Genomic DNA, 26,668 nt, shown 5'->3' with positions numbered 1-26,668 from the left:
ACGCCCATGACCGCATTTGCACGCATCACCCTGCTCAGCCTGGTAGTGGGCCTGAGCGCCTGTGCGGTCCACCGCCCACCTCCCGCGCCGACCGGCCCGACCATCCCGCCGTCAGGCCCTTCGACCCAGCCGAGCACCAAGCCCTCGGGCCCGGTGACCCCGCCGCCGAAGCCACTGCCGACCAAATCGCCCACCTTCGCCCCACCACCGGGCGCCGCCAGCCACTGGGACGGCAAGATGCAGGTGTACGTGCTGGACGACCAGCCCGACACCTTCTACCGCCAGCGCACCTACTACCGCTGGAGCAACGGCTGGAGCCGCTCCATCAGCCCCAACGGCCCATGGGAAGACACCGACGTGCAAGGCGTGCCGCCGGGATTGAGCAAGCAGTACGCGCAATGACAAAAGGCGATCTTCGAGTCGCCTTCTTCATGCCTGTGAAACCCATTCTTCCAGACACTGGAGGGCAAATGTAGGAGGGGGGCTTGCCCCCGATAGCGGTCTTTAAGTTGATTAATGCCTGACTGACCTCCCGCTATCGGGAGCAAGCCCCCTCCCACAGGAGATCTCCTCGGCCATCAAGCCACAGTACACTCCCGCTCCAGTGCCGCACCCCCTAACAACTGCGCAATCTCAACCATCCGTACCACCGCTAGCACCTGCTTGCGGCTTGAATCATCTTCAAATGGGGCGATGTTGGCTCTGGAAGATTTTGAATTGAAGATACTTCCGGCTGTCTCGCCCTTTGAAACGGACTGAATCACCGCCACAGGCGACTTTCAAAAAACTCACCAACCCATCAGGGTTGAGCAAGCACTACGCCCAGCAAATATTGAGGCGGCGCGCACTTCAGTAACGTGGTCGCTGCCGAGGGATTGCTGGATATACTTTCCAGTGCGGGGAAAATCGCCATTGGCCTGCGCGCCGACCAGGTCCAAGCCAGGAGTCGCGCAGGGCTACCCGTGGTGCAACCAATCTGGCAACAAGCGAAGAGGATGTTTTGATGGCGGGCAGGTTGATCTATCTCATCGGGCCATCGGGTTCGGGCAAGGACAGCCTGCTGGAGGCTGCACGCCCGCGGTTGGCCGAGCGCGGTTGCCGGATTGTGCGCCGCGTGATCACGCGCTCGGCGGAAGCGGTGGGCGAGGCGGCCCAGGGCGTCAGCCCGGAGCAATTCGCCGTGATGCAGGCCGAGGGTGCGTTTGCCCTCAGCTGGCACGCCAACGGGTTGTCCTACGGCATCCCCAAGGTCATCGACGAATGGCTGGCAGCGGGGGAGGACGTGCTGGTCAATGGTTCTCGCGCGCACCTGGCGCAGACCCGTGAGCGCTACCCGGATGTGTGGGTGCTGTTGCTGGCGGTGGATCAAGCCGTATTGCGCCAGCGCCTGGTGGCGCGGGGGCGTGAGGCCCAGGCGGATATCGAGGAGCGTCTGGCGCGCAATGCACGGTTCACCGCCGAACTGATCGCCGGCAATGGCTCGGGGTTGTTTGTGCTGGATAACTCCGGGCCACTGGAACACACGGTCGAGCGCCTGCTGTGTTGCCTGAACCAGGGGCATTGCGTATGGGCCTGACCCTGCCTGCACCGGTGACGTGCGGGGCATGTCAAGCGGCGAGATCCTGACATGCAGCGAATTCGGCGGAAAACCTTAAGTGCATGTATCTGGGTGAGGCCGGATTTGGTGTAGTCAAATCAGCACGGTTTTGTAGGATTATGTTTTTTTCCTGAAAATCCAATAAGTTTTTTTGCGCGAAAGTGTGTGTTCAGTTGTTTAAATTGCAAGTGGTTTAGTGCCTGTCTTAGCGCATGTTGCGCCGCCTTAGTGTGTTTCAGTACGAACTAAATCAGCGCTGTCCTGAGCGTTTTCTGCATGGGAGTTTATTGCGTCGATTCTGATTGACTCGACTCATTAACTTACTATAGGGAGCGCACTGCCCATGATTTGCTCTGAACGTTCTCGGCTCAACTTCTCACTTGAAAACCTGCCGCCTTCCGATCCTGGCCCCTATGGTGTGGGCGCCGGTCGCAAACCAACCTTCACGACGGAACAGGCCGGAAAGTACATCACCCGCAATAATCTGCATTTCCACGACCGTAATGGCGACAAGCGGATCGACCTCTCCTATACGGTAGACCCGACGTTCAGCGTCGCGCAGCAACGCCGAGTGCGCCAGGCGGTGCAATATTGGGAGGACGTGGCCAACATCAGTTTCAAGGAACGGGCAGCCGGCGCCGACGGCACGGTCCACATCAAAAACAATCCGCGCGGTGACCGTGGCGTCGCCAGCTCACCCTCCCGCGGCATTACCACCACCACGGCCACGGTCGGCACACTGCGAGAAAGTAGTTCGCCGGCGCAGGGCAGTCACTTTTCAGTCACTACCGTGCATGAAATCGGCCACGCCATCGGCCTGCAGCATCCGGGTGACTACAATGGCGGCGGTGCTGATTACAACAATGGTGCCAGGTATGCCGGCGATACAAAGGCACGCAGTGTGATGAGCTACTGGTCGGAGACGAACCAGGCCGGCCATGATTTTCGGTATTCGAATCCCTCTGCCCCGATGATGGATGACATCGCAGCCGTTCAGCGGCTCTATGGGGCCAATCACAAAACCCGCAACACCGACACCACCTACGGTTTCAATTCCAATACCGGCCGCGACGCCATGACCCTCACCAGTGCCAGGGATAAAGCTATCTTTTGCATATGGGATGGGGGCGGTAACGACACCCTGGATTGTTCCGGGTTTTCCCAGAACCAGAACATCAATTTGAACGCCGAGTCGTTTTCCGATGTGGGCGGCTTGAAGGGCAATGTTTCCATCGCCAAGGGCTGCGTGGTTGAAAACGCCATCGGTGGGGCCGGACGTGATGTCTTGACGGGGAATGAGGCGGACAATCGGCTCAAGGGCGGCTTGGGTGCAGACAGGCTGCGGGGCGGCGGCGGGGCGGATATTTTTGACTACGACAAGGCCAGCGACTCCACACCGCAGCAGCCTGACCTGATCGAGGACTTTACCAGCGGGACGGACAAGATTGACGTCTCGGGTGCATTGAAAGAGGCGCGCGTCGGTGCCCTGACGTTCACTGATCGATTCTCTGGTCGCGCCGGCGAGGCATTGCTCAGGCACGACGCGGCCACCGGGCGTTCAAGCCTGGAGATAGATCTGAAGGGGAGCGGCAGCGCCGACCTGGTGGTCAAGAGCATTGGCCAGATCAAACCCGGCGATGTGCAGTGGCAGGGGCAAAAGCCGGAGGTTAAACCCGCACCGAAGGTTGTCCCCACACCGGCCCCTGCGCCGCCGCCGGCGCCCCCGCCGGATAGCAGCACGGACCCGCTTGCAGCGTTACGCGAGGTAATGATCAAGGCGTTCTCAGCCTTGTTGCAGTGGATACAAAACATCGTCCAGCCGTCGGATGCCCGCAGATAACACTGCCATGACGAGGCGCTGACAGGCTCAAGCCTTGATCAGCGCCTGCCATGGTCGGCAAACGCCAGCGCCTTGGCCCTTGCAACGCACAGACAAGCCTGTGGGGAATGCCCATGGCATGTCACTCGGTTGGCGGTTTTCAACATCGCGCAAAACAACCATCAGTCAGCCTGACCTATTTTGTGCTTGAGTAAAGATAACTCTAGGGTTACTTTTATTTAGGCCGAGCCAAGGAGGCTGGTGTGCAAAGCAGGCTATTGATCAAGGAGCTGCAAGAGGCGGGTTGGGTGCTGGATCGGGTCACGGGCAGTCATCATATTTTTACCCACCGCTATAACCCGTACACGATCCCGGTGCCGCATCCGAAGAAGGATCTGCCGCTGGGCACCATCAGAAGTATCAGGAAACGTGCCGGGCTGTTTCAGTTTTAAGGAGAGCATTCATGCAATACCCAATCTGTATCGAATGGGGCGATGACTTCACCGCCACCGGAATCCAGATCCCCGATATTCCAGGCGCAGTCACCGCCGGGGACAGTTTCGAAGAGGCCTACAACGCCGCGGTAGAAGTCGCGCACATCCTGCTGCAGGAGATCGCCGCAGAGGGCGGGGTGATTCCGATGCCAACGTCGGTGGCCGATCATCACACCCACGAAGATTACGCCGGGATGGGCTGGGGCATGCTGGAACTGGACATCTCGCCCTATCTGGGCAAGACCGAGAAGGTCAATGTGACCTTGCCCGGCTATGTCATCCAGCGAATCGACCGGTATGTGCGCGAGCACAAGGTCAAAAGCCGCTCGTCATTTCTGGCGGATGCGGCTTTGGAGAAGTTGGTGCGTTCCTAGGCGGTGGCGACAGCCGTTTGCCGCGACGCACTGAGGAACCGCAACAACGCCACCAGCGGGAACGCGCTGCCCACCAGCATCACACCCAGCCAGCCGCCGTGTTCGTACACGCTGCTGGCAATCGCCGAGCCGAAGGCACCGCCGATGAAGATGCTGGTCATGTACAGCGCGTTCAAGCGGCTGCGGCTGTTGGCGTCGAGGGCGTAGATGGCGCGTTGGCCGAGGACCATGTTCATCTGCACGCAGAAGTCCAGGACCACGCCGGTCACCGCCAGGCCGATGACGCTGTACAGCGGGTGCACGAAGGCCGGCAGGAAGCTCAACACCGCAAAGACCATGGCCAGCAGCGACGCGCGGTGGGTGTGGCCGGCATCGGCCAGGCGCCCGGCGATGGGGGCGGCAATGGCGCCGATGGCACCGACCAGGGCGAAGAGCGCGATCTGGGTCTGGCTCAGGCCGTGGTTGCGCACCAGCTCCAGCGGGGCGGCGGTCCAGAACAGGCTGAACGTGGCGAACATGCAGCCTTGGTAAAACGCACGTTGGCGCAGCAGCGGTTGTTCTCGCAACAGGGTGCCCAGGGAGCGCAGCAATTGGCCATAGCTGGCGCTGTGGTCCGGCTGGCGCTTGGGGATGGTCAGCATCAGCACCACGCTGATAAACGCCATTAACGCGGCAGCGGCCATGAACATCGCGCGCCAGCCAAAATGGTCAGCCACGACGCTGGACACTGGCCGCGCCAGCAGGATGCCCAGCAGCAGGCCACCCATGATGCTGCCGACCACCCGGCCCCGAGACTCGGCAGGCGCCAGGTGTGCGGCCAGGGGGATCAGGATCTGTACCGACACCGAACTGAAGCCGATCAGCAACGACACCAGCAGGAACAGGTTCGGTTGTTCGGTAAAGGCCGCGCCCAACAGGCTGGCAATCGCCACCACGGTCGTAATGATCATCAGCTTGCGGTTTTCCAGCAGGTCGCCCAGGGGGACCAGGAAAAACAGGCCGAGGGCATAGCCGATCTGCGTCAGGGACACAATCAGGCTGGCCATCGCGGGGGTGAGGCCGATGTCGGGGGCGATCAGTTCGATGATCGGCTGGGCGTAGTAGATGTTGGCGACGATGGCGCCGCAGCAAAACGCAAACAGCATCACCATTGCGCGGGTCATGGTGCTCGTAGCGTGTGGGGTAGCATTCATGGTGTTCTCATAAAAGCGAAGGTAGATGGCGAGCGAGAGTAAAGACAAGGCTCAACGGCGAGTAGGCCGTTTGTGGTGATATCACTTATGCCGGGTGATGATACATTCAGAAACAACTGCTGAAACAGGAAATCCAGCGCCATGAAAATCACGTTCAACAAGATACTCCTGGCTTCAAGCCTCGCTGCTGCAATGGCCCTGGGCCTGGCCAATGCCGCCGATGCCCCGCGCGTAGGCGTACGCGGGGCAATCACCGCGATGGACGGGGATGCGATGCAGGTCAAGGTCAACAGCGGTGAAGACGTCACCGTGCACCTGACCAAGGATACCCAGGTGCGCGCCGTTACCCTGGCCAGGATCGACGAAATAAAACCCGGCAGCTACATCGGCTCGGCCGCCATGCCCAACGCCGACGGTACTCTCACGGCGCTGGAAGTGCATGTGTTCCCGCCAGCCATGGCTGGCACGGGGGACGGGCATCGGGCGTTTGACCTGAAGGAAGGCAGCAGCATGACCAACGGCACCGTCGGCGACCTGGTGGTCAGCAAAGGGCGGACGTTGACCGTGAAATACAAAGGCGGCGAACAGAAGATCGTGGTGCCGGAGGATGTGCCGATCGTCAACCTGGAACCGGGGGACCGCAGCTTGCTCAAGCCGGGGGTGAAGGTGGTGTTGTTTGCCGCGCAGGGGGCGGATGGGAAAATCACGGCCCAAGCCATCTCAGCCGGCAAGGATGGCGTGACACCGCCGATGTAGCTGCAAAACCCAGATCTAAATGTGGGAGGGGCGAGCCTCCTCCCACATTTGTCAGTTACTGACCGGAGTAGATCTGGTCGAAAACCCCACCATCATTGAAGTGGGTTTTCTGCACGGTGCGCCAGTCACCAAAGGTCTTCTCCACCGACAGGAAGTCGACTTTCGGGAAGCGGTCGGTGTACTTGGCCAGCACCTTCGGGTCACGCGGGCGCAGGTAGTTGTTGGCGGCGATTTCCTGGCCTTGCGGCGACCACAGGTACTTCAGGTAGTCTTCAGCCGCCACGCGGGTGCCTTTCTTCTCGACCACTTTATCCACCACCGACACCGGCGGCTCGGCTTCGGCGGAGACGCTTGGGTAGATCACTTCGAACTGGTCACGGCCGAATTCACGCGCGATCATTTCCGCTTCGTTCTCGAAGGTCACCAGCACGTCGCCGATCTGGTTGGTCATGAACGTGGTGGTGGCGGCGCGGCCACCGGTGTCCAGCACGGGCGCCTGTTTGAACAGCTTGCCGACAAAGGCCTTGGCCTTGTCTTCATCGCCGCCGTTCTTGAGCACATAACCCCAGGCCGACAGGTAGGTGTAGCGGCCGTTACCCGAGGTTTTCGGGTTGGGCACGATCACCTGCACGCCATCTTTCAACAGGTCAGGCCAGTCTTTCAGGGCTTTCGGGTTGCCCTTGCGCACGATGAACACGGTGGCCGAGGTAAACGGCGCGCTGTTGTTCGGCAGGCGGGTGACCCAGTCGTCCGGCACCAGTTTGCCGTTGTCGACCAGAGCGTTGATGTCGGTGGCCATGTTCATGGTAATCACGTCAGCCGGCAGGCCGTCGATCACCGAGCGCGCTTGTTTGCTGGAACCGCCGAAGGACATCTGCAGGGTCAGCTTGTCGTTCGGGTGCTCGGCCTCCCAGTGCTTCTGGAAGGCGGCGTTGTAGTCCTTGTAGAAGTCGCGCATCACGTCGTAGGAGACGTTGAGCAGAGTGACCGGGGCGGCCTGGACGGCGCCCGCCAGGGCAAGGCCGGCGGCCAGGAGAGAGGCGCTTACGAGTTTTTTCACTGCTCATTCCTTGTTGTTCGGGAGAAGAGGGGAGGCACATTGCCAGCGACTATAGCCGGGGGCACTTAGTCGCTTAAAGATTAAAAAGAACTTTGCTTATTCCACTTTCTTAAAAAGATTGCTGCCGCAGCGCGAACAGAACGCCGCGTTGGGCTCGTGGCTGTTTTTCCTGCACACCGGGCAGTCGTGTTGCAGTTGCTCACCGCGCATGGCACTGGCCAGCTCGGCAGTAAAAATCCCCGTGGGCACGGCGATGATCGAGTAACCGGTGATCATCACCAGCGACGAAATCACCTGGCCCAACGGCGTCTTGGGCACGATATCGCCAAAGCCCACGGTGGTCAGCGTCACGATCGCCCAATAGATGCCCTTGGGGATACTGGTGAAGCCGTGCTCCGGGCCTTCGATCACATACATCAAGGTACCGAACACCGTGACCAGGGTGCACACGCTCACCAGGAACACCACGATCTTCTGCTTGCTGCCGCGCAGCGCCGCCATCAGGTAGTTGGCCTGCTTGAGGTACGGGCTGAGCTTGAGCACGCGAAAAATCCGCAGCATCCGGATGATGCGGATGATCAGCAGGTACTGCGCGTCGCTGTAGTACAGCGCAAGGATGCCGGGCACGATGGCGAGCAGATCCACCAGCCCGTAAAAGCTGAAGGCGTAGCGCAACGGCTTGGGCGAGCAGTACAGGCGCAAACCGTACTCGATCAGGAAGATCAGGGTGAAGCCCCATTCAATGTAGGCCAGCACATCGGCGTAGTTCTGGTGGACCTGGTCGATGCTGTCGAGCATCACGATCACCAGGCTGGCGAGGATGATCAACAGCAGGATGCCGTCAAAGCGCCGCCCGGCGACGGTGTCGCTTTGAAAAACCATGACGTAGAGCCGCTGACGCCAGTCGTTGTTGCTGTCCATAAAGCCCGCCTGAATCGAATATCGAGCAAGCCTAGGGGGATTCGAAGGGGCTGTCCATGCGGTGTTTCCTGAGTATTCGGGCGCCGGCGAGTACCAGCCAGCAGGCAAGGACAAACGGCGCGGTGAGTGCCGGCAGATGCAGGGCAGCAAAGCCCGGTGTGAGAAGGATCGCCAGCAGGATGCCGAGCAGCGGCAGCCAGGGTTGGCGCCGTGCCTGGCTCAGCGCCAGGGCCGCGAGAGCCGGGTTGTAGCTGTGCAGGCCGAGGAGGGCGGCGCTGGTGTCGTCCAGCAGCAAGGCGATCATTACGCCGCTGCTGGCGCCGATCACGGCCCAGACCGCGGCACGCCGGTTCGCCAGCCACAGGCCGAGGGCAATCAGCGCGCCCGCCAGCGGCTGGTCCAGCAGCATGATTTGCGCGAGGCCGGTGAACGGCGCGCCGAGCACCGCCAGGGTATCGGGCTCGCCGAGGGCGAAGGCACTGTGTGGGACGCTGCCCAGCAGCAGCCAGCCCAGGCCGACAAAGGGCGCGGTGTAGGCGGGCAGGTCGTGCGGCCGACTGGCGTGTTTCAGCCACTGCCGCGTGAGGATCGCGCTCAAGCCGCCGCACGCGAGGATCAGCGGTGGCAACAAGGCCGACCAGGCGAAATGCTGGCTGATCAGCAAACCAAGCAGCACGCCGTTGTAGCTATAGAGTCCAGCCTGGCGCTCGGCCTTGGGATAGTCGCGACGCTGGGCCGTGAGCAACCCGGCGACCCCACCCAGCAGCGCACCGCCGAGCAAGGCCGGGGCGCCGATCAGGATCGCCAACAGGCACAGCAGGCCGCACAACGGATGGCGTTGCAGGAAGATCTGGCTGAAGCCGTTGAGCAGGGCTTCGGCCCAGTCGGGGCAGGTTGGGGTGTGCATTTTTAGTGAGTCAGTGGGACCGAGTTGGGCCCATCGGGGGGCAAGCCCTCTTCCACACTTGATTGGGTTCACATAGTTAAATGTGTGAATGCCGTCCAATGTGGGAGGGGGCTTGCCCCCGATGGGGCCTCTACAGGCGCTAGATCAGCGTCTCTATACGCAAGGAGTTGGTCGACCCCGTCTGCCCGCGCTGCGCCATGCCCTGGGCCTGGGCAATCTCCAGCGCCGTGGAACACACTTCATCCACCTGGCGAATCCAGTGGTAACGCCGGGCGTGATCGGCATGCTCACCGTGGCTGAAGTTGAGGCGAAAGATATTCACCCCGGCTTGCACCAGCTCGCGGATGTCGTCGATACCGTCGGTGGCCGGGCCCAGGGTGGCGAGGATCTTGACCTTCTTGTCAGGCGTCATGGCGGGCAGTCTCAAGGATCAGGATGGCGCGCACGTCATTGACATTGGTGCGGGTCGGCTCGGTAACGATCAAGCCGTCGAGGGCGGCGAAGTAGCCATAACCGTTGTTGTTATCCAGCTCGTCGCTGGCCGACAGGCCCAGAGCTTCGGCGCGCGCATAGCTGCACGGGGTCATGATTGCGCCGGCGTTGTCTTCCGAGCCGTCGATGCCGTCGGTGTCGCCGGCCAGGGCGTACACGCCCGGCAGGCCTTTGAGGCTGTCGGTAAGGCTCAACAGGAATTCGGCGTTGCGCCCGCCACGGCCGTTGCCGCGCACGGTGACGGTGGTTTCACCGCCGGAAAGGATCACGCACGGCGCCGCCAGCGGCTGGCCGTGCTGCACGATTTGCCGCGCGATGCCGGCGTGCACTTTGGCCACGTCCCGCGCTTCGCCTTCCAGGTCGCCGAGGATCAGTGGGCTGAAACCGGCCTGGCGCGCTTTCACCGCCACCGCTTCCAGGGATTGTTGCGGGCGCGCGATCAGTTGGAAGTGGCTGCGGACGAGTACCGGGTCGCCGGGCTTGACGGTTTCCGAGGCTGGATTCTGCAACCAGCTGCGCACGGCGGCCGGTGCGTCGATGCCATAGCGCTTGAGGATCGTCAGGGCCTGTTGCGAGGTGCTGGGGTCGCCGACCGTGGGGCCGGAGGCGATGACCGTGGCCTGGTCGCCCGGCACATCGGAAATCGCGTAGGTGTAGACCGTCGCCGGCCAGGCCGCCTTGGCCAGGCGACCGCCCTTGATCGCCGAGAGGTGCTTGCGTACGCAGTTCATCTCGCCAATGGTGGCGCCGGATTTGAGCAGGGCTTTGTTGATGGCCTGCTTGTCGGCCAGGCTGATGCCTTCGGCAGGCAGTGCCAGGAGTGCCGAGCCGCCGCCGGAGAGCAGGAAGATCACCCGGTCGTCTTCGCCCAGGTTGCTGATCAATTCCAGCACGCGCTTGGCCACCGCCAGGCCGGCGGCATCGGGCACCGGGTGGGCGGCTTCGACCACTTCGATTTTCTGGCAAGGGGCGCCGTGGCCGTAGCGGGTCACCACCAGGCCCGAGACTTCGCCTTGCCAGCAATTCTCGACGACCAGCGCCATGGCGGCCGCCGCCTTGCCGGCGCCGATCACGATCACGCGGCCGCTGCGGTCGGCGGGCAGGCAGGGTTCGAGGACGTGCCGGGGGTGGGCGGCGTCGATGGCTGTGGCAAACAGCTCGCGAAGCAGGTGTTGCGGATCGACCGACATAAGCGGGCTCCCGGGGGATTTTTGTTATTAGAGGTGCAGCCCTTTCAAAGGGGGGTTACTTATCGCGAATCGAGAAGTTCGCCATATGCTCCAATCCCTTGATCAGCGCCGAGTGGTCCCAATTCCCGCCACCAAGCGCCGCGCAGGTGCTGAACACCTGCTGGGTGCCGGCGGTGTTCGGCAGGTTGATCCCCAGTTCCCTGGCACCGGCCAGGGCCAGGTTCAGGTCCTTCTGGTGCAGGGTGATGCGGAAACCCGGATCGAAGGTGCCCTTGATCATGCGTTCGCCATGCACTTCGAGGATCTTCGACGAGGCAAAGCCGCCCATCAGCGCTTCACGCACCTTGGCCGGGTCGGCGCCGTTCCTGGCGGCGAACAGCAGCGCTTCGGCCACCGCCTGGATATTCAGCGCGACGATGATCTGGTTGGCCACTTTGGCGGTCTGGCCATCGCCATTGCCGCCCACCAGGGTGATGTTCTTGCCCATGCTCTGGAACAGCGGCAGGGCGCGTTCGAAGGCCTGTGGTTCGCCACCGACCATGATGCTCAAGGTCCCGGCCTTGGCGCCGACTTCTCCGCCGGACACCGGGGCGTCGAGGTACTGCGCGCCGTGCTCGTTGATCTTCGCCGCAAACGCCTTGGTGGCCGTGGGAGAGATCGAACTCATGTCGATCACCACCTTGTTCGGCGACAGGCCCGCCGCCACACCGTCTGCGCGGAACAGCACGTCGTCGACCTGCGGGGTGTCGGGGACCATGACGATAATGAACTCGGCTTCCTGGGCCACTTGCTGCGGGGTGGCCAGGGCCACTGCGCCGGCGCTGATCAGCTCGGCCGGTGCCTTGCCGTGGTGTTCGGAAAGAAACAGTTGATGACCGGCCTTCTGCAGGTTCGCGGCCATGGGTTGGCCCATGATGCCGGTGCCGATAAATCCGATTTTAGCCATGATGAAATCCTCTTTTTATGCTCTGTGGGCGCTGGGCTTGCGGTGGTGAGCGGGCTTGTTGTGGTGAGGAGGCTTGTTGTGGTGAGCGGGCTTGTCCCGCGCTGGCTGCGTAGCAGCCCCATGGGGTCTGTGGTGAACCCGTCGGGGGACAAGCCCCCTCACTACAGCAACCCCCTCCCACAAGGTTTTGTATGGTGTCGGTTAGATGGCGTTGTGGGTTTTAAGCCAGCCCAAACCCGCTTCGGTGGTGGTCAGCGGCTTGTATTCACAGCCGACCCAACCCGCGTACCCGATGCGGTCCAGATGTTCGAACAGGAAGCGGTAGTTGATCTCCCCGGTTCCCGGCTCATTGCGCCCAGGGTTGTCCGCCAGTTGGATGTGATTGATCTCCTCCAGATGCGCCGCCATGGTCCGGGCCAGGTCGCCTTCCATGATTTGCATGTGGTAGATGTCGTACTGCAGGAACAGGTTGTCACTGCCCACCTGTTCGCGAATCGACAGGGCCTGTGCCGTGTTGTTGAGGTAGAAACCCGGAATGTCGCGGGTGTTGATCGCTTCCATCACCAGCTTGATGCCCGCCGCCTGCAGCTTGTCGGCGGCGTACTTGAGGTTGGCGACAAAGGTCTTTTCCACGGTTTCATCATCCACACCCTGGGGCCGAATCCCCGCCAGGCAGTTGATCTGGGTATTGCCCAGCACCTGGGCGTAGGCGATGGCCAGGGTGACCCCGGCGCGGAACTCCTCGACCCGGTCCGGGTGGCACGCCAGGCCGCGTTCGCCCTTGGCCCAGTCACCGGCCGGCAGGTTGAACAGCACCTGGGTCAGGCCATGGGTGTCGAGCTGGGCCTTGATGTCAGCCGAGCTGAATTCGTAGGGGAACAGGTACTCGACACCCTGGAAACCGGCATCGGCAGCGGCTTTGAAGCGAGCGAGAAAGTCCTGCTCGGTAAACAGCATGGACAGGTTGGCGGCAAAGCGCGGCATAGGGTTCTCCTTAATCGAGCAGGGAAATGGCAGTCGGTGCATCGTTGCCGACCAGGGCCAGGTCTTCGAATTCGTTGACGGCGTTGATTTCGGTGCCCATGGAAATATTGGTCACGCGCTCCAGAATGATCTCGACGATCACCGGTACCTTGAACTCCTCGATCATTTGTTCGGCCTTGCGCAACGCCGGCGCGATCTGTCCCGGTTCGAACACGCGCAGGGCCTTGCAACCCAGGCCTTCGGCAACTGCGACGTGGTCGACGCCATAGCCGTTCAGCTCGGGAGCGTTGAGGTTGTCGAAAGACAACTGCACGCAGTAGTCCATTTCAAACCCGCGCTGGGCCTGGCGGATCAGCCCCAGGTAGGAGTTGTTCACCACTACATGGATGTACGGCAGCTTGAACTGTGCGCCCACCGCCAGCTCTTCGATCATGAACTGGAAGTCATAGTCGCCGGACAGCGCCACCACCTTGCGGCTCGGGTCGGCCTTGACCACGCCCAGCGCCGCCGGAATGGTCCAGCCCAACGGGCCGGCCTGGCCGCAGTTGATCCAGTGGCGGGGCTTGTACACATGCAGGAACTGCGCGCCGGCAATCTGCGACAGGCCGATGGTGCTGACGTAGCAGGTGTCTTTGCCGAACACCTGGTTCATCTCTTCGTACACCCGTTGCGGCTTGACCGGCACGTTGTCGAAGTGGGTCTTGCGCTGCAGGGTCGCCTTGCGCTGCTGGCAGTCATGCAGCCAGGCACTGCGGTCCTTGAGCTTGCCGGCGGCTTTCCACTCGCGGGCCACTTCAATGAACATCGTCAGCGCGGAGCCGGCGTCGGACACGATGCCCAGGTCCGGGGTGAATACGCGACCAATCTGGGTTGGTTCGATGTCGACGTGAATGAATTTACGCCCTTCGGTGTATACCTCCACTGAACCGGTGTGGCGGTTGGCCCAACGGTTACCGATCCCCAGCACCACGTCGGACTTGAGCAGCGTTGCGTTGCCGTAGCGGTGGGACGTCTGCAGGCCGACCATGCCGACCATCTGGGGGTGATCGTCGGGAATGGTGCCCCAGCCCATCAGCGTCGGGATCACCGGGATGCCGGTCAGTTCGGCGAACTCCACCAGCAGCTCGCTGGCATCGGCGTTGATCACGCCGCCGCCGCTCACCAGCAACGGGCGTTCCGCCTGATCCAGCAGGGCCAGGGCCTTTTCGACCTGGATGCGCGTGGCCAGTGGCTTGGCCAGTGGCAGCGGCTGGTAGGCGTCGATGTCGAATTCGATCTCGGCCATCTGCACATCGAACGGCAGGTCGATCAGCACCGGGCCAGGGCGGCCGGAGCGCATTTCATAGAAAGCTTTCTGGAACGCGTACGGCACTTGGCCCGGCTCGAGGACGGTGGTCGCCCACTTGGTCACCGGCTTGACGATGCTGGTGATGTCCACGGCCTGGAAGTCTTCCTTGTGCATGCGGGCCCGTGGCGCCTGGCCGGTGATGCACAGGATCGGGATCGAGTCGGCCGAGGCGCTGTAGAGGCCGGTGACCATGTCGGTGCCCGCCGGGCCCGAGGTGCCGATGCACACGCCGATATTGCCGGCCTTGGTGCGGGTGTAACCCTCGGCCATGTGCGAGGCGCCTTCAACGTGGCGAGCAAGGACGTGATCGATGCCACCCACCTTCTGCAAGGCTGAGTACAGCGGGTTGATCGCAGCGCCTGGGATACCGAAGGCGGTGTCCACGCCTTCACGGCGCATGACGAGGACGGCGGCTTCGATTGCTCTCATTTTGCTCATGATTTTGGTGCCTCTTGCGTTTTGTAATTGTATACAAGTTGTGTCTGTCCAAAGTGTATTCACGGCGGGCTGCGCAGGTCAATCCATTTTATTGATTGGTCTTTGCGTTCGTCGGAACGGCTTTTTTCGACGTATTGAGTCTTTGTTTGAAAATATTGTATACAAAAATAAATGTCATTGTGTTCTATTTGTTTGATCGAGCATCTGATCAAACAGACTTCCACCGCTTTCCCAATAACAAAAGAAGGACGGCACCATGAGCGCTTTAACCTTGAAGATTGCCACCCAACTGGCCGGCCAGGCCCTCAGCGCAGGGCGCACGATCTCAGCCGCACCGCTGACCGTTGCGGTCCTCGACTGCGGCGGCCACTTGATCACTCTGCAGCGCGAAGACGGCGCCAGCCTGCTGCGCCCGCAGATCGCCATCGGCAAGGCCTGGGGTGCGATTGCGCTGGGCAAGGGCTCGCGCTTGCTGGCGCTGGACGCACAGCAACGGCCGGCGTTTATCGCAGCGTTGAACAGCCTGGGGCAGGGCAGCGTGGTGCCGGCGCCGGGTGGGGTGTTGATTCGGGATCAGGCGGGGGCGGTACTGGGGGCGATCGGGATCAGCGGGGACACGTCGGATATTGATGAGCAGTGTGCGATCACGGCGATCGAGGGGCTGGGGTTGAGGGCGGATGCGGGGGTGTCAGCTTAAGCATTGAGTGACTATCAGGGCCTCATCGGGGCATAAGTATCTACACATCTTGAGCCGAGCCCCCTGCGTAGCAGCTGTCGAGCCTTGGCGAGGCTGCGTCGGCGGTGTGTCAGACGCGCCGCAAACGCAGCCTCGCCAAGGCTCGACAGCTGCTACGCGTTATCCTACTGAAGTTGTGTAGATACTTATGCTCATCGGGGGCACCTCAGTGTGTCAGTCGGGTTCACAGCCCTTGAGCACCAACCGGATAATCGTCTGCGCCGCCGCTTCATAATCGGCCTCATCCAGCTTGGCTTTGCCGGTCACCGCGGAAATCTGCCAGTCGAAATCCGCATAGGTCTGCGTCGCCGCCCAGATGCTGAACATCAGGTGATGAGGGTCGATAGCTGCAATCAACCCGCGATCCACCCAGCTCTGGATGCAGTCGATATTGTGCTTGGCCTGGGCGTTGAGTTGTTGGACCTGCTCGGCACTCAGGTGCGGTGCGCCATGCATGATTTCGCTGGCGAACACCTTGGAGGCGAAGGGCAGGTCGCGGGAGATGCGGATTTTCGAGCGGATGTAGTTGCTCAGCACCGCTGAAGGCTCGCCCTCGGGGTTGAACGGCGTGGACGCCGCCAGGATCGGCTCGATAATGCTTTCGAGCACCTCGCGGTAGAGGTTGTCCTTGGACTTGAAGTAGTAATAGACGTTGGGCTTGGGCAGCCCGGCCTTGGCGGCGATGTCGCTGGTTTTGGTCGCGGCGAAGCCCTTGTCGGCAAACTCCTCGCTCGCCGCCCGCAGGATCTTTTCTTTGTTGCGCTCGCGAATGGTGCTCATAAAGTGCTCAGTCTCACAGATACTGTTTCTTTTTGACGGCGTCTGTTGCCGCCATTCTGCGTCGCCGCTCCTCCCCATAGCGAGCGATGAGTCGTCGCGGTTCCTTGCCTGACGACAACAGCCACTCGCCAAAAGAGAAACGTATCTATGAAACTGAGCACGGGGAGTTTCCTTGCCAGGACAGGCGGTTGCGCATGGTAGCACCGGCTATCCGCGGGCCTCAACAATGTGCCCGCAAAGCCCTGCGCCGCGTTATGCTCCGCCCATCCCTCTCTTAAGGAAGCCCGATTCATGGCAGGAAGCAGCTTGTTGGTGTTGATCGACGACATCGCCGCAGTACTCGATGACGTTGCCCTGATGACAAAAGTAGCGGCAAAAAAAACCGCCGGAGTGCTCGGCGATGACCTGGCGCTCAACGCCCAGCAGGTTTCCGGCGTGCGTGCCGAGCGGGAAATCCCGGTGGTATGGGCCGTTGCCAAGGGGTCCTTCATCAACAAGTTGATCCTGGTGCCCACTGCGCTGTTGATCAGCGCCTTTGCCCCTTGGGCCGTCACACCGTTGTTGATGCTCGGCGGCGCCTACCTGTGTTTCGAAGGCTTCGAGAAGCTCGCGCATAAATTCCTGCACAGCAAGGCTGAAGTCCAGGCCGACCATGCGCAGCTGGTTGAAGCGGTGGCTAACCCGGCTACTGATCTGGTGGCCTTTGAAAAGGACAAGATCAAAGGCGCTATTCGTACCGACTTCATCCTCTCTGCGGAAATCATCGCCATCACCCTCGGCACCGTGGCCGATGCGCCGTTGATGCAGCAAGTGATTGTCCTGTCGGGCATCGCCATCGTCATGACCATCGGCGTCTACGGGCTGGTGGCCGGTATCGTCAAGCTGGATGACCTGGGCCTGTGGCTTACCCAGAAGCCTGGCCAGATGGCTCGCAGTATCGGTGGCGGCATCCTGCGCGCGGCGCCGTACATGATGAAGAGCCTGTCGGTGATCGGCACGGCGGCGATGTTCATGGTCGGCGGTGGCATCCTTACCCATGGCGTGCCGGTGGTGCATCACTGGATCGAGGGTGTGAGCCAGAGCACAGGTGCATTGGCGTGGTTGATGCCGACGTTACTGAATGCGGTGGCGGGGATTATTGCCGGGGCGGTGGTATTGGCAGTGGTCAGCGTGGTGGGCAAGAGCTGGAAAGCGCTCAGGGCATAAATCGCCGCCACAAAAAAAGGCCATTCAATCGAATGGCCTTTTTTACGGGCGTTATTTACTCGGCAATCTGCAACTTGCGTGATTCCGTATAGATATACCGCACCTTCTCATACTCGAACGGCGAGTTCATCTGACCGTAGCGGAAGCTGGTCTGGTAGCGCTTGTCCACCGCACGCAGGGCCCAGATTTCCGGGTGGTTGGAGCTGACTTCGGAGACGTTGAGGAAGTTGATCTGGGACTCGGCGGTGTAGTCCACCAGCAAGCCGCCGGTGTCGCGCAGGTTCGACGGACCGAAGATCGGCAGTACCAGGTAGGCACCGCCGGGCACGCCGTAGAAGCCCAGGGTCTGGCCGAAGTCTTCGCTCTGGCGCGGCAGGCCCATGGCGGTCGCCGGGTCCCACAGGCCGGCTACGCCGACGGTGGTGTTGAGCAGCAGGCGCCCGGTGGTTTCCAGGGAGCGGTGGCCCTTGAGTTGCAAGAGGCTGTTCAACAGGTTGGGCACGTCGCCCAGGTTGTTGAAGAAGTTGCTCACGCCGGTGCGCAGGAAGCTTGGCGTGACGTAGCGGTAACCGTCGACCACCGGCAGGAACACCCATTGGTCAAAGCGGTAGTTGAAGTGGTACACGCGGCGGTTCCACGATTCGAGCGGGTCATACACGTTGAGGGCGTTGACGGACGAGCGTTCGAATTCGCGTTGGTCCAGGCCCGGGTTGAACTTGAGTTTGCTCAACGGCTCCTTGAAACCGTCGGAGTCCATCACCACAGGCGCGTGAGCCTTGCTGTTGTCGGCATTGGCTACGCCCGCACACATCAGGGCGGCGAGCAGCAGAAGATATTTAGCCACGGAAGAACTCCAGCATGGCGTCGGCGTTGACGCGGTAATTAAGGTTGCCGCAATGGCCGCCCAGCGGGTAGACGGTCAAGCGATCGCCGAAGGTTTTACGCAGGAAGCCGAGGTCGCCCGGGCCGAGGATCACGTCGTCGGCGTTGTGCATGACGGCGATTTTCGGGCTGGCGTGCAGGTAGTCCTTGAGGGCGTACAGGCTGACCTGGTCAACCAGTTGCAACAGGCTGCCGCCGTCGGAGCGGGCGCGCCACATCGGGATTACCTGTTCGGTGAGGTAGCAATCGAAGTCGCATTGCAGTGCACGCTTGAGAAACGGCGTGAGGCTGGTGCCTTCGGTGATCGGGTACTTCGGCGGGATGATCAGGCCGCGGCGGTTGATCAGGTCCGAAGTAAAGGCGATGTCGGCCGCCGAGAAGCGGAACGAGGTGCCGATCAGCATGGCCATCTGTTCGTTGGTCAGGTGCTGCTTGGATTGCTGGAAGTCGTAGAGCAGGGCGTCGTTGAGGTCGATGTAGCCCTTTTGCTGGAAGTAACGGGTCAGCTTGTTCAACACCAGTTCATAGAAGGTGGTGGTGTTGTTGATGCCCTTGACCTCGGTCTGTACCAGCTTGTCGAGGTTGGTGATCGAGGTGTAGAGGTTGACCGGCGGGTTGAGCAGCAGCACTTTCTTGAAGTTGAAGCTGCGGCGGGTCTCGTCGAGCTTGCTGACAAACGCCGCATCCAGCGCGCCGAGGCTGTAGCCGGTGAGGTAGAAGTCGGTCACCGGCAGCGAGGCATTCTGGGCACGCACGGCCTGCATCACGCGGTACATGTCTTCGGCATCTTCCTGGCTGATGCCGGGGGTGGCGAAGCGCGAAGCCGAGGCGATGAAGTCGAAGCTGGTGGGCGACGACAGTTGCACCACGTGGTAGCCGGCCTGGTAATACAGTTTTTTCAGGTATTCGTTGATGCTGCTGTCAAACCGCGCACCGGTGCCTGCGATCAGGAAGATCAGCGGCGCGGCGCGATCCTGCTTGGCGATGCGGTAAGTGAGCTTCTTCACTGCCCAGAAGTTGTCCGGCAGGCTGAACTCGCGCTCGGGGCGCATATTCAGGGTGTAGTCGGACTGGTTGATCTCGTCATCGGTCGGCAATGTAGGCCGAAGGTCAGGCGGTGTGGTGGCGATGGTCGCTTCGAACGGATTGGTCAAAGGGTAGCCATAGCTGGCTTGGTCGATATCGACGGCCAGCGCTGACGCACTCAAAAAAAGGCTGCCCAGTAAGGCAGCACAGCGCAAGGAACGGAGCATGACTTAATCCCTAAGAGGAAACGTGCTTAATGAAGTTCGCAGGCTATGACCACCGCGTTGCCACCGAAGTGCCAGCTCTCGGCACGAAAAGTCGGAAAATAACGTCGGAATCGGGGTAATAGTAGCGAGACGATACACTTTGCCATGCATTAGTGAACACTAATTGTGTGTACGCACCTTGCTAACGGCCGCCGGCGCATTAAGCTGAGCGCCGTTTTTGCCTATCGGAGTGCTCCATGTCCCGCCGCTTGCCGTTGATTTTGCTGCTTATTGCCCTGCCGTTATGGCTGGTTGCCAGTTATGGCGCGCGTTACGGCTTTATGGAAGATGGCCAGTGGGTCGGCATCTGTGCCGACGAGGCCAGCCGCTGGGAATGCCAGGTGCGTTCGAACCTGGGTTTGATGATTCACTTCAAGGTGTTGGGGTGGGCGGCGCTGGTGACCTCGGTGCTGGCGTTTTTCGTGCCGGGCCGTGCGGGATGGGGCTTGGCGGTACTGGGGCTGGCGTTCGGGCTGCCGGCCCTGGCGTTGTACAACACCACGTTTGCGGTGTTTGCGGTGGTGATTGCGGGGTTGCGGTTGGTCAGGCAGTCGCGGCGCGCCTGATAAGGCCAACCGGGGCAAGCCCCCTCCCACATGAGAACGCAGTCCAAAGGTGGGAGGGGGCTTGCCCCGATGGCGCTCTTAAGCCTTGCGCATCCGCAAGCACCGCCACAAAGCCGTAACCATCAACCCGCTTACCAATGCCCAACCCCATGCCTGCTGGTTCAGCAGGCCTTCACGGTACAACTGCGGTGCAATGCCGGCCCCGATGATAAAGGTCAGCAAGGCAATCTCCCGGCGTGGCCCGGTCACTGGACGAACCAGGTACACCAACGCCGGCAGCAGCAGCGCCGCACTCGGGAAGCTGCGGTAGCGTGGGTCAAACACCAGTGCCAGCATCATCACGGCGCCCGCGAATCCGGCGATTGCCACCAGCCAGCCGGCACGTTGTTCCAGCCAGTTGAACAGCCGTTCGCGCCAGCCTTCACGGGTACTCAGGGCCAGTGCGGCGTGGGCCAGCACCAGCAGGTTCAGCGCCACGAGTAAGCCGGCCCATGCCCATTCATCGTTGAAGCGCGCAGTCACGCGGGTCAGTTCGGCCCAGGTGCCGATGGCGCAGGCAGCCACTGCACCCAACAGGGGCAGGGCCATCGCGGCGCGAGTGCTGCGGACGCGACCACCGAGCACCAGCGTGCCCAGCAGGATAATCCCGCCGACCCCCAGCCACAGCGGCCAGTGCGGCACATTGGTCACCGGCCCGGCGAGGATGCCCTTGTCCTGGCGGTCGGCATCGAACAGGCCCCAGTAGCCGCCCACGGCACCTTCACTGGCGCGCTTCCACGGCTGGTCAAACGCTTCGATCAGGTTGTAGTGCCAGCCATTGGCTTCGGCCATGGCCACGAAACCGCGCATGAACTTGGCTTCATTGACCCGGCTTGGCACTGCGGTTTCGCGCTGGCGGCCTTCGCTGGGCCAGCCGGTCTCGCCGATCAATATGTCCTTGGGCGCGAATTTGTTGCCAAAGGTCTGGCGTACATCGCCCACATGCTTGAGGGCCTGGTCGATACCGGAGGGGTCATCTTCCCAGTAGGGCAGCAAGTGGATGGTCAGGAAGTCCACCGCCGGCGCGATTTCCGGGTGCTGCAGCCAGAACTCCCAGACGTCGGCGTAGGTGACCGGCTGCTTGATCTGGCTTTTGACCTTATGGATCAGCGCCACCAGCTGTTTGGCGGTGACTTCCTTGCGCAGCAGCGCTTCGTTGCCGACGATCACCGAGGTGACCACATCGGGGTTGGCGTTAGCCGAGGCGATCAGTTGGTCGACTTCTTTTTCGGTCGCGACCGGGTCGCTGCTGACCCAGGCGCCCGCCATCACCTTTAACCCATGCTTGCGCGCCAGGTCCGGCAAGGCTTCCAGGCCGGTCATGGAGTAGGTGCGGATGCATTCGAAGCGGGTGGCCAGCAGGGCCAGGTCGGCGTCCATGCGCGCGGGGCGCAGTGTGAACGGTTGGTCGAAGGGCGATTGGTCTTTGTCGAACGGTGTGTACGACGCGCATTGCAGCTTGTGACTGGCACTGGCCACATCCGGCAGCACCACCGGCCGGCCGAGGCCATACCAGTAGCCGACAAGGATCAGCAGGCCGAGGATCAAAGCGAAGCAGTAGGGCAGGGCAGGGAAGCGGGCAGTCGCGGGCATGGTCGGCTTATCTGGGGGAGCAAAGGCGCGCATCTTACCCGGATTTGCCCTATCCCAGTGGGGCTGCATAATTTTGACATGCAAAGTTCAGGCGGGATCGTGGGGTTAAGTCCTACAAAAAGTCCTACTGGCGATGTGATGTCGTTTCTTGCTTGCATGAGGTCGCTGACAGAGCAGGTCGAAGGCTGTGGCAGGTTGATGATCGACGTGTCAGCACTCCACTGATGTCGCAGCAGCCGGATCGATGCGCGTGAAGGGGGCGCGGCGCACCACATAACAACAGGTTGACGTCGCTCGACATCCGTCGGGCGCAGCACTTTCGGGGAAGTACGATGAAGATGCGACGACTCTTGGGCGCAGCTGCCACTCTGGTAGTTGCGATGAGCTCCACACTGGCCAGCGCCGACAGCAAAACCCTGAGCATCGGTTATGTAGATGGTTGGTCCGACAGCGTTGCCACCACGCATGTGGCGGCAGAGGTGATCAGGGAAAAGCTCGGTTATGACGTCAAACTGCAAGCGGTCGCCACCGGGATCATGTGGCAGGGCGTGGCCACCGGCAAGCTCGATGCCATGCTCTCCGCCTGGCTGCCGGTAACCCATGGCGAGTATTGGACCAAGAACAAGGACAAGGTGGTCGACTACGGCCCCAACTTCAAGGATGCGAAGATCGGCTTGATCGTGCCGGACTACGTCAAGGCCAAGTCCATCGAAGACCTCAAGACCGACACCACCTTCAAGAACAAGATCGTCGGCATCGACGCCGGTTCAGGCGTGATGCTCAAGACCGACGAAGCCATCAAGCAGTACGGCCTCGACTACAAACTGCAAGCCAGTTCGGGTGCGGCGATGATCGCCGAGCTGACCCGTGCCGAAGACAAACAGGAATCCATTGCGGTCACCGGCTGGGTGCCACACTGGATGTTCGCCAAGTGGAAACTGCGTTTCCTGGATGATCCAAAAGGGATTTATGGTGCTGCTGAAACCGTCAACAGCATCGGCAGCAAGGGCCTGGAGAAGAAAGCGCCGGAAGTCGCGGCGTTCCTGAAGAAATTCCAGTGGGCCTCCAAGGATGAGATCGGCGAAGTCATGCTCGCTATCCAGGAAGGCGCCAAGCCTGATGCAGCGGCTAAGGACTGGGTGGCCAAGCACCCTGAGCGCGTAGCCGAGTGGACCGGTAAATAACCCCCCCAATGCCTTGATACAACCCCTGTGGGAGGGGGCTTGCTCGCGATTGCGGTGTGTCAGTCGTCAATGATCTGACTGGTTCACCGCTATCGAGAGCAAGCCCCCTCCCACATTATTTTCGTCACCCGCAAATGTTTCTGCGCCCTCTCAATCCCTCGCTACACTCCGTCTAATACTAAGGTCGTCTGGAACCTGTTCCGCAGCCGCATACAGTGGATACGTTCCAATAATAAAAAAGCTGTGCTGCGAGGATAAAAACAATGAACGACAGCATTTACCTCTCGATTCAAAACAGCCCGCGTTTCAAGGAGCTGGTGAGAAAAAGGGAAAGGTTCGCCTGGATTCTCTCGGCGATCATGCTAGGGCTGTACTCCGGCTTCATCCTGTTGATCGCCTACGGGCCACAAGTACTGGGGGCCAAGCTCAGTCCCGGTTCGTCCATCACCTGGGGCATCCCCATCGGTGTCGGGCTGATTGTCTCGGCCTTTGTCCTCACCGGCATCTATGTGCGACGCGCCAACGGCGAATTCGACGACCTGAACAATGCGATTCTCAAGGAGGCTGCGCAATGATCCGTCGTCTATTGGCTGTATTCGGCGCTTCGGTCTTTGCACCCGCTGTTTGGGCGGCGGATGCATTGACCGGTGAAGTGCACAAACAACCGCTGAATATCGCAGCGATCCTGATGTTCGTGGCCTTTGTCGGCGCGACGTTGTGCATCACCTACTGGGCGTCCAAGCGCAACAAGTCGGCGGCCGACTACTATGCGGCCGGCGGCAAGATCACCGGTTTCCAGAACGGCCTGGCGATTGCCGGCGACTACATGTCGGCCGCGTCCTTCCTGGGTATTTCCGCACTGGTGTTCACCTCCGGCTACGACGGCCTGATCTACTCGATCGGCTTCCTGGTGGGCTGGCCGATCATTCTGTTCCTGATCGCCGAGCGCCTGCGTAACCTGGGCAAGTACACCTTTGCCGACGTGGCGTCCTATCGCCTCGGGCAAACCCAGATCCGCAGCCTGTCGGCCTGTGGTTCCCTGGTCGTGGTGGCGTTCTACCTGATCGCGCAAATGGTGGGGGCGGGCAAGCTGATCCAGCTGCTGTTCGGCCTCGACTACCACGTGGCGGTGATCCTGGTCGGGATCCTGATGTGCATGTACGTGCTGTTCGGCGGCATGCTGGCGACCACTTGGGTGCAGATCATCAAGGCGGTGCTGTTGCTGTCCGGTGCCTCGTTCATGGCGCTGATGGTGATGAAGCACGTCAACTTCGACTTCAACATGCTGTTCTCCGAGGCGATCAAGGTTCACCCTAAAGGTGAAGCGATCATGAGCCCCGGCGGCCTGGTGAAAGACCCGATCTCCGCGTTCTCCCTGGGCCTGGCACTGATGTTCGGTACCGCCGGCCTGCCGCACATCCTGATGCGCTTCTTCACTGTAAGTGACGCCAAGGAAGCGCGTAAGAGCGTGCTATATGCCACGGGCTTCATCGGCTACTTCTACATCCTGACCTTTATCATCGGCTTCGGCGCGATCCTGCTGGTCAGCACCAACCCGGCGTTCAAGGATGCTGCAGGCGCCTTGCTGGGCGGTAACAACATGGCGGCGGTGCACCTGGCCAACGCGGTGGGCGGCAGCATCTTCCTGGGCTTCATCTCGGCTGTGGCCTTCGCCACCATCCTGGCAGTGGTTGCCGGCTTGACCCTGGCCGGTGCTTCGGCGGTGTCCCATGACCTGTACGCCAGCGTGATCAAGAAAGGCAAGGCCAACGAAAAGGATGAGATTCGCGTATCGAAGATCACCACTATCGCCCTGGCAGTGCTGGCGATTGGCCTGGGCATCCTGTTCGAAAGCCAGAACATCGCGTTCATGGTCGGCCTGGCGTTCTCGATTGCCGCCAGCTGTAACTTCCCGGTGTTGCTGCTTTCCATGTACTGGAAAAACCTCACCACCCGTGGCGCGATGATTGGCGGCTGGCTGGGCCTGATCAGTGCCGTTGGCCTGATGATCCTGGGTCCGACCATCTGGGTCTCGATCCTGCATCACGAAAAAGCCATCTTCCCGTACGAGTACCCGGCGCTGTTCTCGATGATCATTGCGTTCATCGGTATCTGGTTCTTCTCCATCACCGACAAGTCGGCGGCGGCAGAGAAAGAGCGTGCGCTGTACTTCCCGCAGTTTGTGCGTTCGCAGACTGGCCTGGGGGCGAGTGGGGCGGTTAATCACTAAGGTTGTAGCTGGATAAAGAAATGCCCCGGTCGAAAGGCCGGGGTATTTTTTTGCCTGGGGTTTATGGGGGGCTGCTACTGGCCTCATCGGGGGCAAGCCCCCGATGGTGGTAGATCAGTCGACACAAATAAAAACGGCCTCCACTGAGGGAGGCCGTTTTCGGTGCTGCTGAAAGGTGCTTACTTGCGATCTTCCAGCTTGGTAATGTCACGCGACTCGTAGCCGGTGTACAGCTGGCGCGGGCGGCCAATCTTGTACGGGCTGGAGAGCATTTCTTTCCAGTGGGAGATCCAGCCCACGGTCCGTGCCAGGGCGAAGATCACGGTGAACATGCTGGTTGGAATGCCGATCGCCTTGAGGATGATCCCCGAGTAGAAGTCGACGTTCGGGTACAGCGAGCGTTCGATGAAGTACGGGTCGGTCAGGGCGATCTCTTCCAGGCGCATGGCCAGTTCGAGTTGCGGATCGTTGTTGATGCCCAGTTCCTTCAGCACTTCGTCGCAGGTCTGCTTCATGACGGTGGCGCGTGGGTCGCGGTTCTTGTAGACCCGGTGACCGAAGCCCATCAACTTGAACGGATCGTTCTTGTCCTTGGCCTTGGCAATGAACTTGTCGATGTTGGACACATCGCCGATTTCATCGAGCATGGTCAATACGGCTTCGTTCGCACCGCCGTGGGCAGGGCCCCACAGCGCGGCGATGCCGGCGGCGATACAGGCGAACGGGTTGGCACCCGAAGAGCCTGCCAGGCGCACGGTGGAGGTGGAGGCGTTTTGCTCGTGGTCGGCGTGGAGGATGAAGATCCGGTCCATTGCCTTGGCCAGCACCGGGCTGATCGGTTTGATCTCGCACGGGGTGTTGAACATCATGTGCAGGAAGTTTTCCGCGTACGTCAGGTCGTTGCGCGGGTACATCATGGGTTGGCCCATGGAGTACTTGTAAACCATTGCGGCCAGGGTCGGCATCTTGGCAACCAGGCGGATCGCGGAAATTTCGCGATGCTGCGGGTTATTGATGTCGAGGGAGTCGTGATAGAAGGCCGACAGGGCGCCGACCACGCCGCACATGACGGCCATCGGGTGGGCGTCGCGACGGAAGCCGTTGAAGAAGGTCTTCAACTGCTCGTGAACCATGGTGTGGTTCTTCACGGTGCTGACGAACTGGGCTTTTTGCTCGGCTGTTGGCAATTCGCCATTTAGCAGCAGGTAGCAGGTTTCCAGGTAGTCCGATTTTTCCGCCAGTTGCTCGATCGGGTAGCCCCGGTGCAGCAGGATGCCATTGTCGCCGTCGATATAGGTGATCTTCGACTCGCAAGAGGCGGTCGACATGAAGCCTGGGTCGAAAGTGAAACGGCCCGTGGCCGTCAGGCCCCGTACGTCGATAACATCGGGACCAACGGTGCCGGTTAAAATGGGCAGCTCGACGGGGGCTGCGCCCTCGATGATCAACTGCGCTTTTTTGTCAGCCATGTGGCCTCCTATTTATGCTTCAAATCATCAGACAGACCCCCCACGCAGGGCCCGCACCACTATAGTGAGATAAATTCAGATGTCAATTTGCCTAAAGTCTTGCCCCAGAAGGCTTTAACCGTACTTTTTCCTCGAAATTGCCCGCCATTTACGCCTTTTATCCCGCCAGCGC

At 61.0% G+C, this 26,668-nt stretch carries 25 protein-coding genes and 1 pseudogene; 12 read left to right on the top strand and 14 right to left on the bottom strand.

The features are described 5' to 3' along the window. Nucleotides 1-6: 6 nt before the first annotated feature. The 5 genes from V3W40_RS20355 (at nucleotide 7) to V3W40_RS20330 (ending at nucleotide 4,284) form a co-directional block, all read left to right on the top strand. Nucleotides 7-402 carry a hypothetical protein gene (locus tag V3W40_RS20355; protein WP_027607031.1) on the top strand — a complete coding sequence of 132 codons (396 nt, stop codon included), beginning with the start codon at nucleotides 7-9 and terminating at the stop codon, nucleotides 400-402. Between the two features lie 601 nt (nucleotides 403-1,003). Beyond that, the gene (gene phnN / locus V3W40_RS20345) at nucleotides 1,004-1,576 is read left to right on the top strand and encodes a phosphonate metabolism protein/1,5-bisphosphokinase (PRPP-forming) PhnN (RefSeq protein ID WP_065924466.1); all 573 of its coding nucleotides are present in this window, start codon (nucleotides 1,004-1,006) and stop codon (nucleotides 1,574-1,576) included. Nucleotides 1,577-1,940: 364 nt separating this feature from the next. Then, complete coding sequence (locus V3W40_RS20340; RefSeq protein ID WP_137212959.1) at nucleotides 1,941-3,437, top strand: M10 family metallopeptidase C-terminal domain-containing protein; 1,497 nt, start codon at nucleotides 1,941-1,943, stop codon at nucleotides 3,435-3,437. A gap of 242 nt (nucleotides 3,438-3,679) precedes the next feature. Next, a complete protein-coding gene (locus V3W40_RS20335) occupies nucleotides 3,680-3,868 on the top strand; it encodes a type II toxin-antitoxin system HicA family toxin (RefSeq protein WP_065947262.1) in 189 nt (62 codons plus the stop codon). A gap of 11 nt (nucleotides 3,869-3,879) precedes the next feature. Further along, entirely contained in the window at nucleotides 3,880-4,284 is a 405-nt protein-coding gene (locus V3W40_RS20330; RefSeq protein ID WP_065924469.1) for a type II toxin-antitoxin system HicB family antitoxin, read from the top strand. Here the strand turns inward: V3W40_RS20330 and V3W40_RS20325 are convergent. Beyond that, entirely contained in the window at nucleotides 4,281-5,477 is a 1,197-nt protein-coding gene (locus V3W40_RS20325) for an MFS transporter (protein WP_330215553.1), read from the bottom strand. The genes V3W40_RS20330 and V3W40_RS20325 overlap by 4 nt on opposite strands. A gap of 141 nt (nucleotides 5,478-5,618) precedes the next feature. Between V3W40_RS20325 and V3W40_RS20320 the strand changes: the two genes are divergently transcribed. Continuing rightward, nucleotides 5,619-6,233 carry a DUF5666 domain-containing protein gene (locus tag V3W40_RS20320; RefSeq protein WP_065924471.1) on the top strand — a complete coding sequence of 205 codons (615 nt, stop codon included), beginning with the start codon at nucleotides 5,619-5,621 and terminating at the stop codon, nucleotides 6,231-6,233. Between the two features lie 55 nt (nucleotides 6,234-6,288). On the opposite strand, the gene V3W40_RS20315 is transcribed toward V3W40_RS20320, so the two are convergent. The 8 genes and pseudogenes from V3W40_RS20315 to gcl all read right to left on the bottom strand — a co-directional run bounded on the left by V3W40_RS20315 (nucleotide 6,289) and on the right by gcl (nucleotide 14,519). Further along, nucleotides 6,289-7,293, bottom strand: coding sequence for a sulfate ABC transporter substrate-binding protein (locus V3W40_RS20315; protein ID WP_065947265.1), 1,005 nt, complete (start codon nucleotides 7,291-7,293; stop codon nucleotides 6,289-6,291). Nucleotides 7,294-7,389: 96 nt separating this feature from the next. Beyond that, on the bottom strand, nucleotides 7,390-8,214 hold the full coding sequence (locus V3W40_RS20310) for an ion transporter (protein WP_065924473.1): 825 nt from the start codon (nucleotides 8,212-8,214) through the stop codon (nucleotides 7,390-7,392). 31 nt (nucleotides 8,215-8,245) lie between these two features. Continuing rightward, nucleotides 8,246-9,121 (bottom strand): urea transporter, encoded by an 876-nt coding sequence (locus V3W40_RS20305; protein ID WP_330215552.1) that lies wholly within the window; start codon nucleotides 9,119-9,121, stop codon nucleotides 8,246-8,248. Between the two features lie 214 nt (nucleotides 9,122-9,335). Then, a pseudogene (locus V3W40_RS20300) lies at nucleotides 9,336-9,533 on the bottom strand (pyruvate kinase); the annotation flags it as partial. Continuing rightward, on the bottom strand, nucleotides 9,523-10,803 hold the full coding sequence (locus V3W40_RS20295; RefSeq protein WP_330215551.1) for a glycerate kinase type-2 family protein: 1,281 nt from the start codon (nucleotides 10,801-10,803) through the stop codon (nucleotides 9,523-9,525). The pseudogene V3W40_RS20300 and the gene V3W40_RS20295, both read right to left, overlap by 11 nt. Nucleotides 10,804-10,858: 55 nt before the next feature. Continuing rightward, nucleotides 10,859-11,749, bottom strand: coding sequence for a 2-hydroxy-3-oxopropionate reductase (locus tag V3W40_RS20290; protein ID WP_330215550.1), 891 nt, complete (start codon nucleotides 11,747-11,749; stop codon nucleotides 10,859-10,861). 201 nt (nucleotides 11,750-11,950) lie between these two features. Next, complete coding sequence (gene hyi / locus V3W40_RS20285) at nucleotides 11,951-12,733, bottom strand: hydroxypyruvate isomerase (protein WP_141605872.1); 783 nt, start codon at nucleotides 12,731-12,733, stop codon at nucleotides 11,951-11,953. A 10-nt stretch (nucleotides 12,734-12,743) separates the two neighbouring features. After that, entirely contained in the window at nucleotides 12,744-14,519 is a 1,776-nt protein-coding gene (gene gcl, locus V3W40_RS20280) for a glyoxylate carboligase (RefSeq protein WP_065924479.1), read from the bottom strand. 256 nt (nucleotides 14,520-14,775) lie between these two features. Between gcl and V3W40_RS20275 the strand changes: the two genes are divergently transcribed. Continuing rightward, the gene (locus V3W40_RS20275; RefSeq protein ID WP_065924480.1) at nucleotides 14,776-15,216 is read left to right on the top strand and encodes a GlcG/HbpS family heme-binding protein; all 441 of its coding nucleotides are present in this window, start codon (nucleotides 14,776-14,778) and stop codon (nucleotides 15,214-15,216) included. Between the two features lie 213 nt (nucleotides 15,217-15,429). On the opposite strand, the gene V3W40_RS20270 is transcribed toward V3W40_RS20275, so the two are convergent. Next, a complete protein-coding gene (locus tag V3W40_RS20270; protein ID WP_065924481.1) occupies nucleotides 15,430-16,035 on the bottom strand; it encodes a TetR/AcrR family transcriptional regulator in 606 nt (201 codons plus the stop codon). Between the two features lie 291 nt (nucleotides 16,036-16,326). Here V3W40_RS20270 and V3W40_RS20265 point away from each other — a divergent pair, with 291 nt between their 5' ends. Beyond that, nucleotides 16,327-17,241 (top strand): DUF808 domain-containing protein, encoded by a 915-nt coding sequence (locus V3W40_RS20265; RefSeq protein WP_065924482.1) that lies wholly within the window; start codon nucleotides 16,327-16,329, stop codon nucleotides 17,239-17,241. Nucleotides 17,242-17,296: 55 nt separating this feature from the next. Here the strand turns inward: V3W40_RS20265 and V3W40_RS20260 are convergent, their stop codons facing one another. Both V3W40_RS20260 and V3W40_RS20255 read right to left on the bottom strand, forming a co-directional pair. Beyond that, nucleotides 17,297-18,085: an MlaA family lipoprotein gene (locus V3W40_RS20260; protein ID WP_065924483.1), complete on the bottom strand. Its 789-nt coding sequence runs from the start codon at nucleotides 18,083-18,085 to the stop codon at nucleotides 17,297-17,299. Then, entirely contained in the window at nucleotides 18,078-19,376 is a 1,299-nt protein-coding gene (locus tag V3W40_RS20255; RefSeq protein ID WP_330215549.1) for a serine/threonine protein kinase, read from the bottom strand. Before V3W40_RS20255 ends, V3W40_RS20260 begins: the two co-directional genes overlap by 8 nt. Before the next feature lie 236 nt (nucleotides 19,377-19,612). Between V3W40_RS20255 and V3W40_RS20250 the strand changes: the two genes are divergently transcribed. Further along, entirely contained in the window at nucleotides 19,613-19,981 is a 369-nt protein-coding gene (locus V3W40_RS20250; protein WP_330215548.1) for a hypothetical protein, read from the top strand. 78 nt (nucleotides 19,982-20,059) lie between these two features. Here V3W40_RS20250 and V3W40_RS20245 read toward each other — a convergent pair whose 3' ends face one another. Further along, the gene (locus V3W40_RS20245) at nucleotides 20,060-21,613 is read right to left on the bottom strand and encodes a glycoside hydrolase family 17 protein (protein ID WP_330215547.1); all 1,554 of its coding nucleotides are present in this window, start codon (nucleotides 21,611-21,613) and stop codon (nucleotides 20,060-20,062) included. 332 nt (nucleotides 21,614-21,945) lie between these two features. On the opposite strand from V3W40_RS20245, the gene V3W40_RS20240 reads away from it, so the two are divergent. The 3 genes from V3W40_RS20240 (at nucleotide 21,946) to V3W40_RS20230 (ending at nucleotide 25,027) form a co-directional block, all read left to right on the top strand. Further along, entirely contained in the window at nucleotides 21,946-22,797 is an 852-nt protein-coding gene (locus V3W40_RS20240) for a glycine betaine ABC transporter substrate-binding protein (protein ID WP_330215546.1), read from the top strand. 263 nt (nucleotides 22,798-23,060) lie between these two features. Then, nucleotides 23,061-23,372, top strand: a complete 312-nt coding sequence (locus tag V3W40_RS20235; RefSeq protein ID WP_027607054.1) for a DUF485 domain-containing protein — start codon at nucleotides 23,061-23,063, stop codon at nucleotides 23,370-23,372. Then, a complete protein-coding gene (locus V3W40_RS20230) occupies nucleotides 23,369-25,027 on the top strand; it encodes a cation acetate symporter (protein WP_065924486.1) in 1,659 nt (552 codons plus the stop codon). Before V3W40_RS20235 ends, V3W40_RS20230 begins: the two co-directional genes overlap by 4 nt. Nucleotides 25,028-25,206: 179 nt before the next feature. On the opposite strand, the gene gltA is transcribed toward V3W40_RS20230, so the two are convergent. Beyond that, the gene (gene gltA / locus V3W40_RS20225) at nucleotides 25,207-26,496 is read right to left on the bottom strand and encodes a citrate synthase (RefSeq protein WP_003222994.1); all 1,290 of its coding nucleotides are present in this window, start codon (nucleotides 26,494-26,496) and stop codon (nucleotides 25,207-25,209) included. Nucleotides 26,497-26,668: the final 172 nt, after the last annotated feature.

Source organism: Pseudomonas sp. AM8 (assembly GCF_036346475.1).
GTDB classification, from domain to species: Bacteria; Pseudomonadota; Gammaproteobacteria; order Pseudomonadales; family Pseudomonadaceae; genus Aquipseudomonas; species Aquipseudomonas marginalis.
The sequence above is the reverse complement of the archived record's forward strand: the minus strand, read 5'-3'. Positions and strand labels throughout refer to the sequence as shown.

Coding starts and splice junctions, on each gene's coding strand:
- hyi (WP_141605872.1), bottom strand. CDS start 12,733: ATGCCGCGCTTTGCCGCCAACCTGTCCATGCTGTTTACCGAGCAGGAC.
- gcl (WP_065924479.1), bottom strand. CDS start 14,519: ATGAGCAAAATGAGAGCAATCGAAGCCGCCGTCCTCGTCATGCGCCGT.
- V3W40_RS20330 (WP_065924469.1), top strand. CDS start 3,880: ATGCAATACCCAATCTGTATCGAATGGGGCGATGACTTCACCGCCACC.
- V3W40_RS20250 (WP_330215548.1), top strand. CDS start 19,613: ATGTCCCGCCGCTTGCCGTTGATTTTGCTGCTTATTGCCCTGCCGTTA.
- V3W40_RS20255 (WP_330215549.1), bottom strand. CDS start 19,376: ATGCTCCGTTCCTTGCGCTGTGCTGCCTTACTGGGCAGCCTTTTTTTG.
- V3W40_RS20230 (WP_065924486.1), top strand. CDS start 23,369: ATGATCCGTCGTCTATTGGCTGTATTCGGCGCTTCGGTCTTTGCACCC.
- V3W40_RS20340 (WP_137212959.1), top strand. CDS start 1,941: ATGATTTGCTCTGAACGTTCTCGGCTCAACTTCTCACTTGAAAACCTG.
- V3W40_RS20245 (WP_330215547.1), bottom strand. CDS start 21,613: ATGCCCGCGACTGCCCGCTTCCCTGCCCTGCCCTACTGCTTCGCTTTG.
- V3W40_RS20310 (WP_065924473.1), bottom strand. CDS start 8,214: ATGGACAGCAACAACGACTGGCGTCAGCGGCTCTACGTCATGGTTTTT.
- V3W40_RS20320 (WP_065924471.1), top strand. CDS start 5,619: ATGAAAATCACGTTCAACAAGATACTCCTGGCTTCAAGCCTCGCTGCT.
- V3W40_RS20325 (WP_330215553.1), bottom strand. CDS start 5,477: ATGAATGCTACCCCACACGCTACGAGCACCATGACCCGCGCAATGGTG.
- V3W40_RS20355 (WP_027607031.1), top strand. CDS start 7: ATGACCGCATTTGCACGCATCACCCTGCTCAGCCTGGTAGTGGGCCTG.
- V3W40_RS20275 (WP_065924480.1), top strand. CDS start 14,776: ATGAGCGCTTTAACCTTGAAGATTGCCACCCAACTGGCCGGCCAGGCC.
- gltA (WP_003222994.1), bottom strand. CDS start 26,496: ATGGCTGACAAAAAAGCGCAGTTGATCATCGAGGGCGCAGCCCCCGTC.
- V3W40_RS20290 (WP_330215550.1), bottom strand. CDS start 11,749: ATGGCTAAAATCGGATTTATCGGCACCGGCATCATGGGCCAACCCATG.
- V3W40_RS20295 (WP_330215551.1), bottom strand. CDS start 10,803: ATGTCGGTCGATCCGCAACACCTGCTTCGCGAGCTGTTTGCCACAGCC.
- V3W40_RS20305 (WP_330215552.1), bottom strand. CDS start 9,121: ATGCACACCCCAACCTGCCCCGACTGGGCCGAAGCCCTGCTCAACGGC.
- V3W40_RS20235 (WP_027607054.1), top strand. CDS start 23,061: ATGAACGACAGCATTTACCTCTCGATTCAAAACAGCCCGCGTTTCAAG.
- V3W40_RS20270 (WP_065924481.1), bottom strand. CDS start 16,035: ATGAGCACCATTCGCGAGCGCAACAAAGAAAAGATCCTGCGGGCGGCG.
- phnN (WP_065924466.1), top strand. CDS start 1,004: ATGGCGGGCAGGTTGATCTATCTCATCGGGCCATCGGGTTCGGGCAAG.
- V3W40_RS20265 (WP_065924482.1), top strand. CDS start 16,327: ATGGCAGGAAGCAGCTTGTTGGTGTTGATCGACGACATCGCCGCAGTA.
- V3W40_RS20240 (WP_330215546.1), top strand. CDS start 21,946: ATGAAGATGCGACGACTCTTGGGCGCAGCTGCCACTCTGGTAGTTGCG.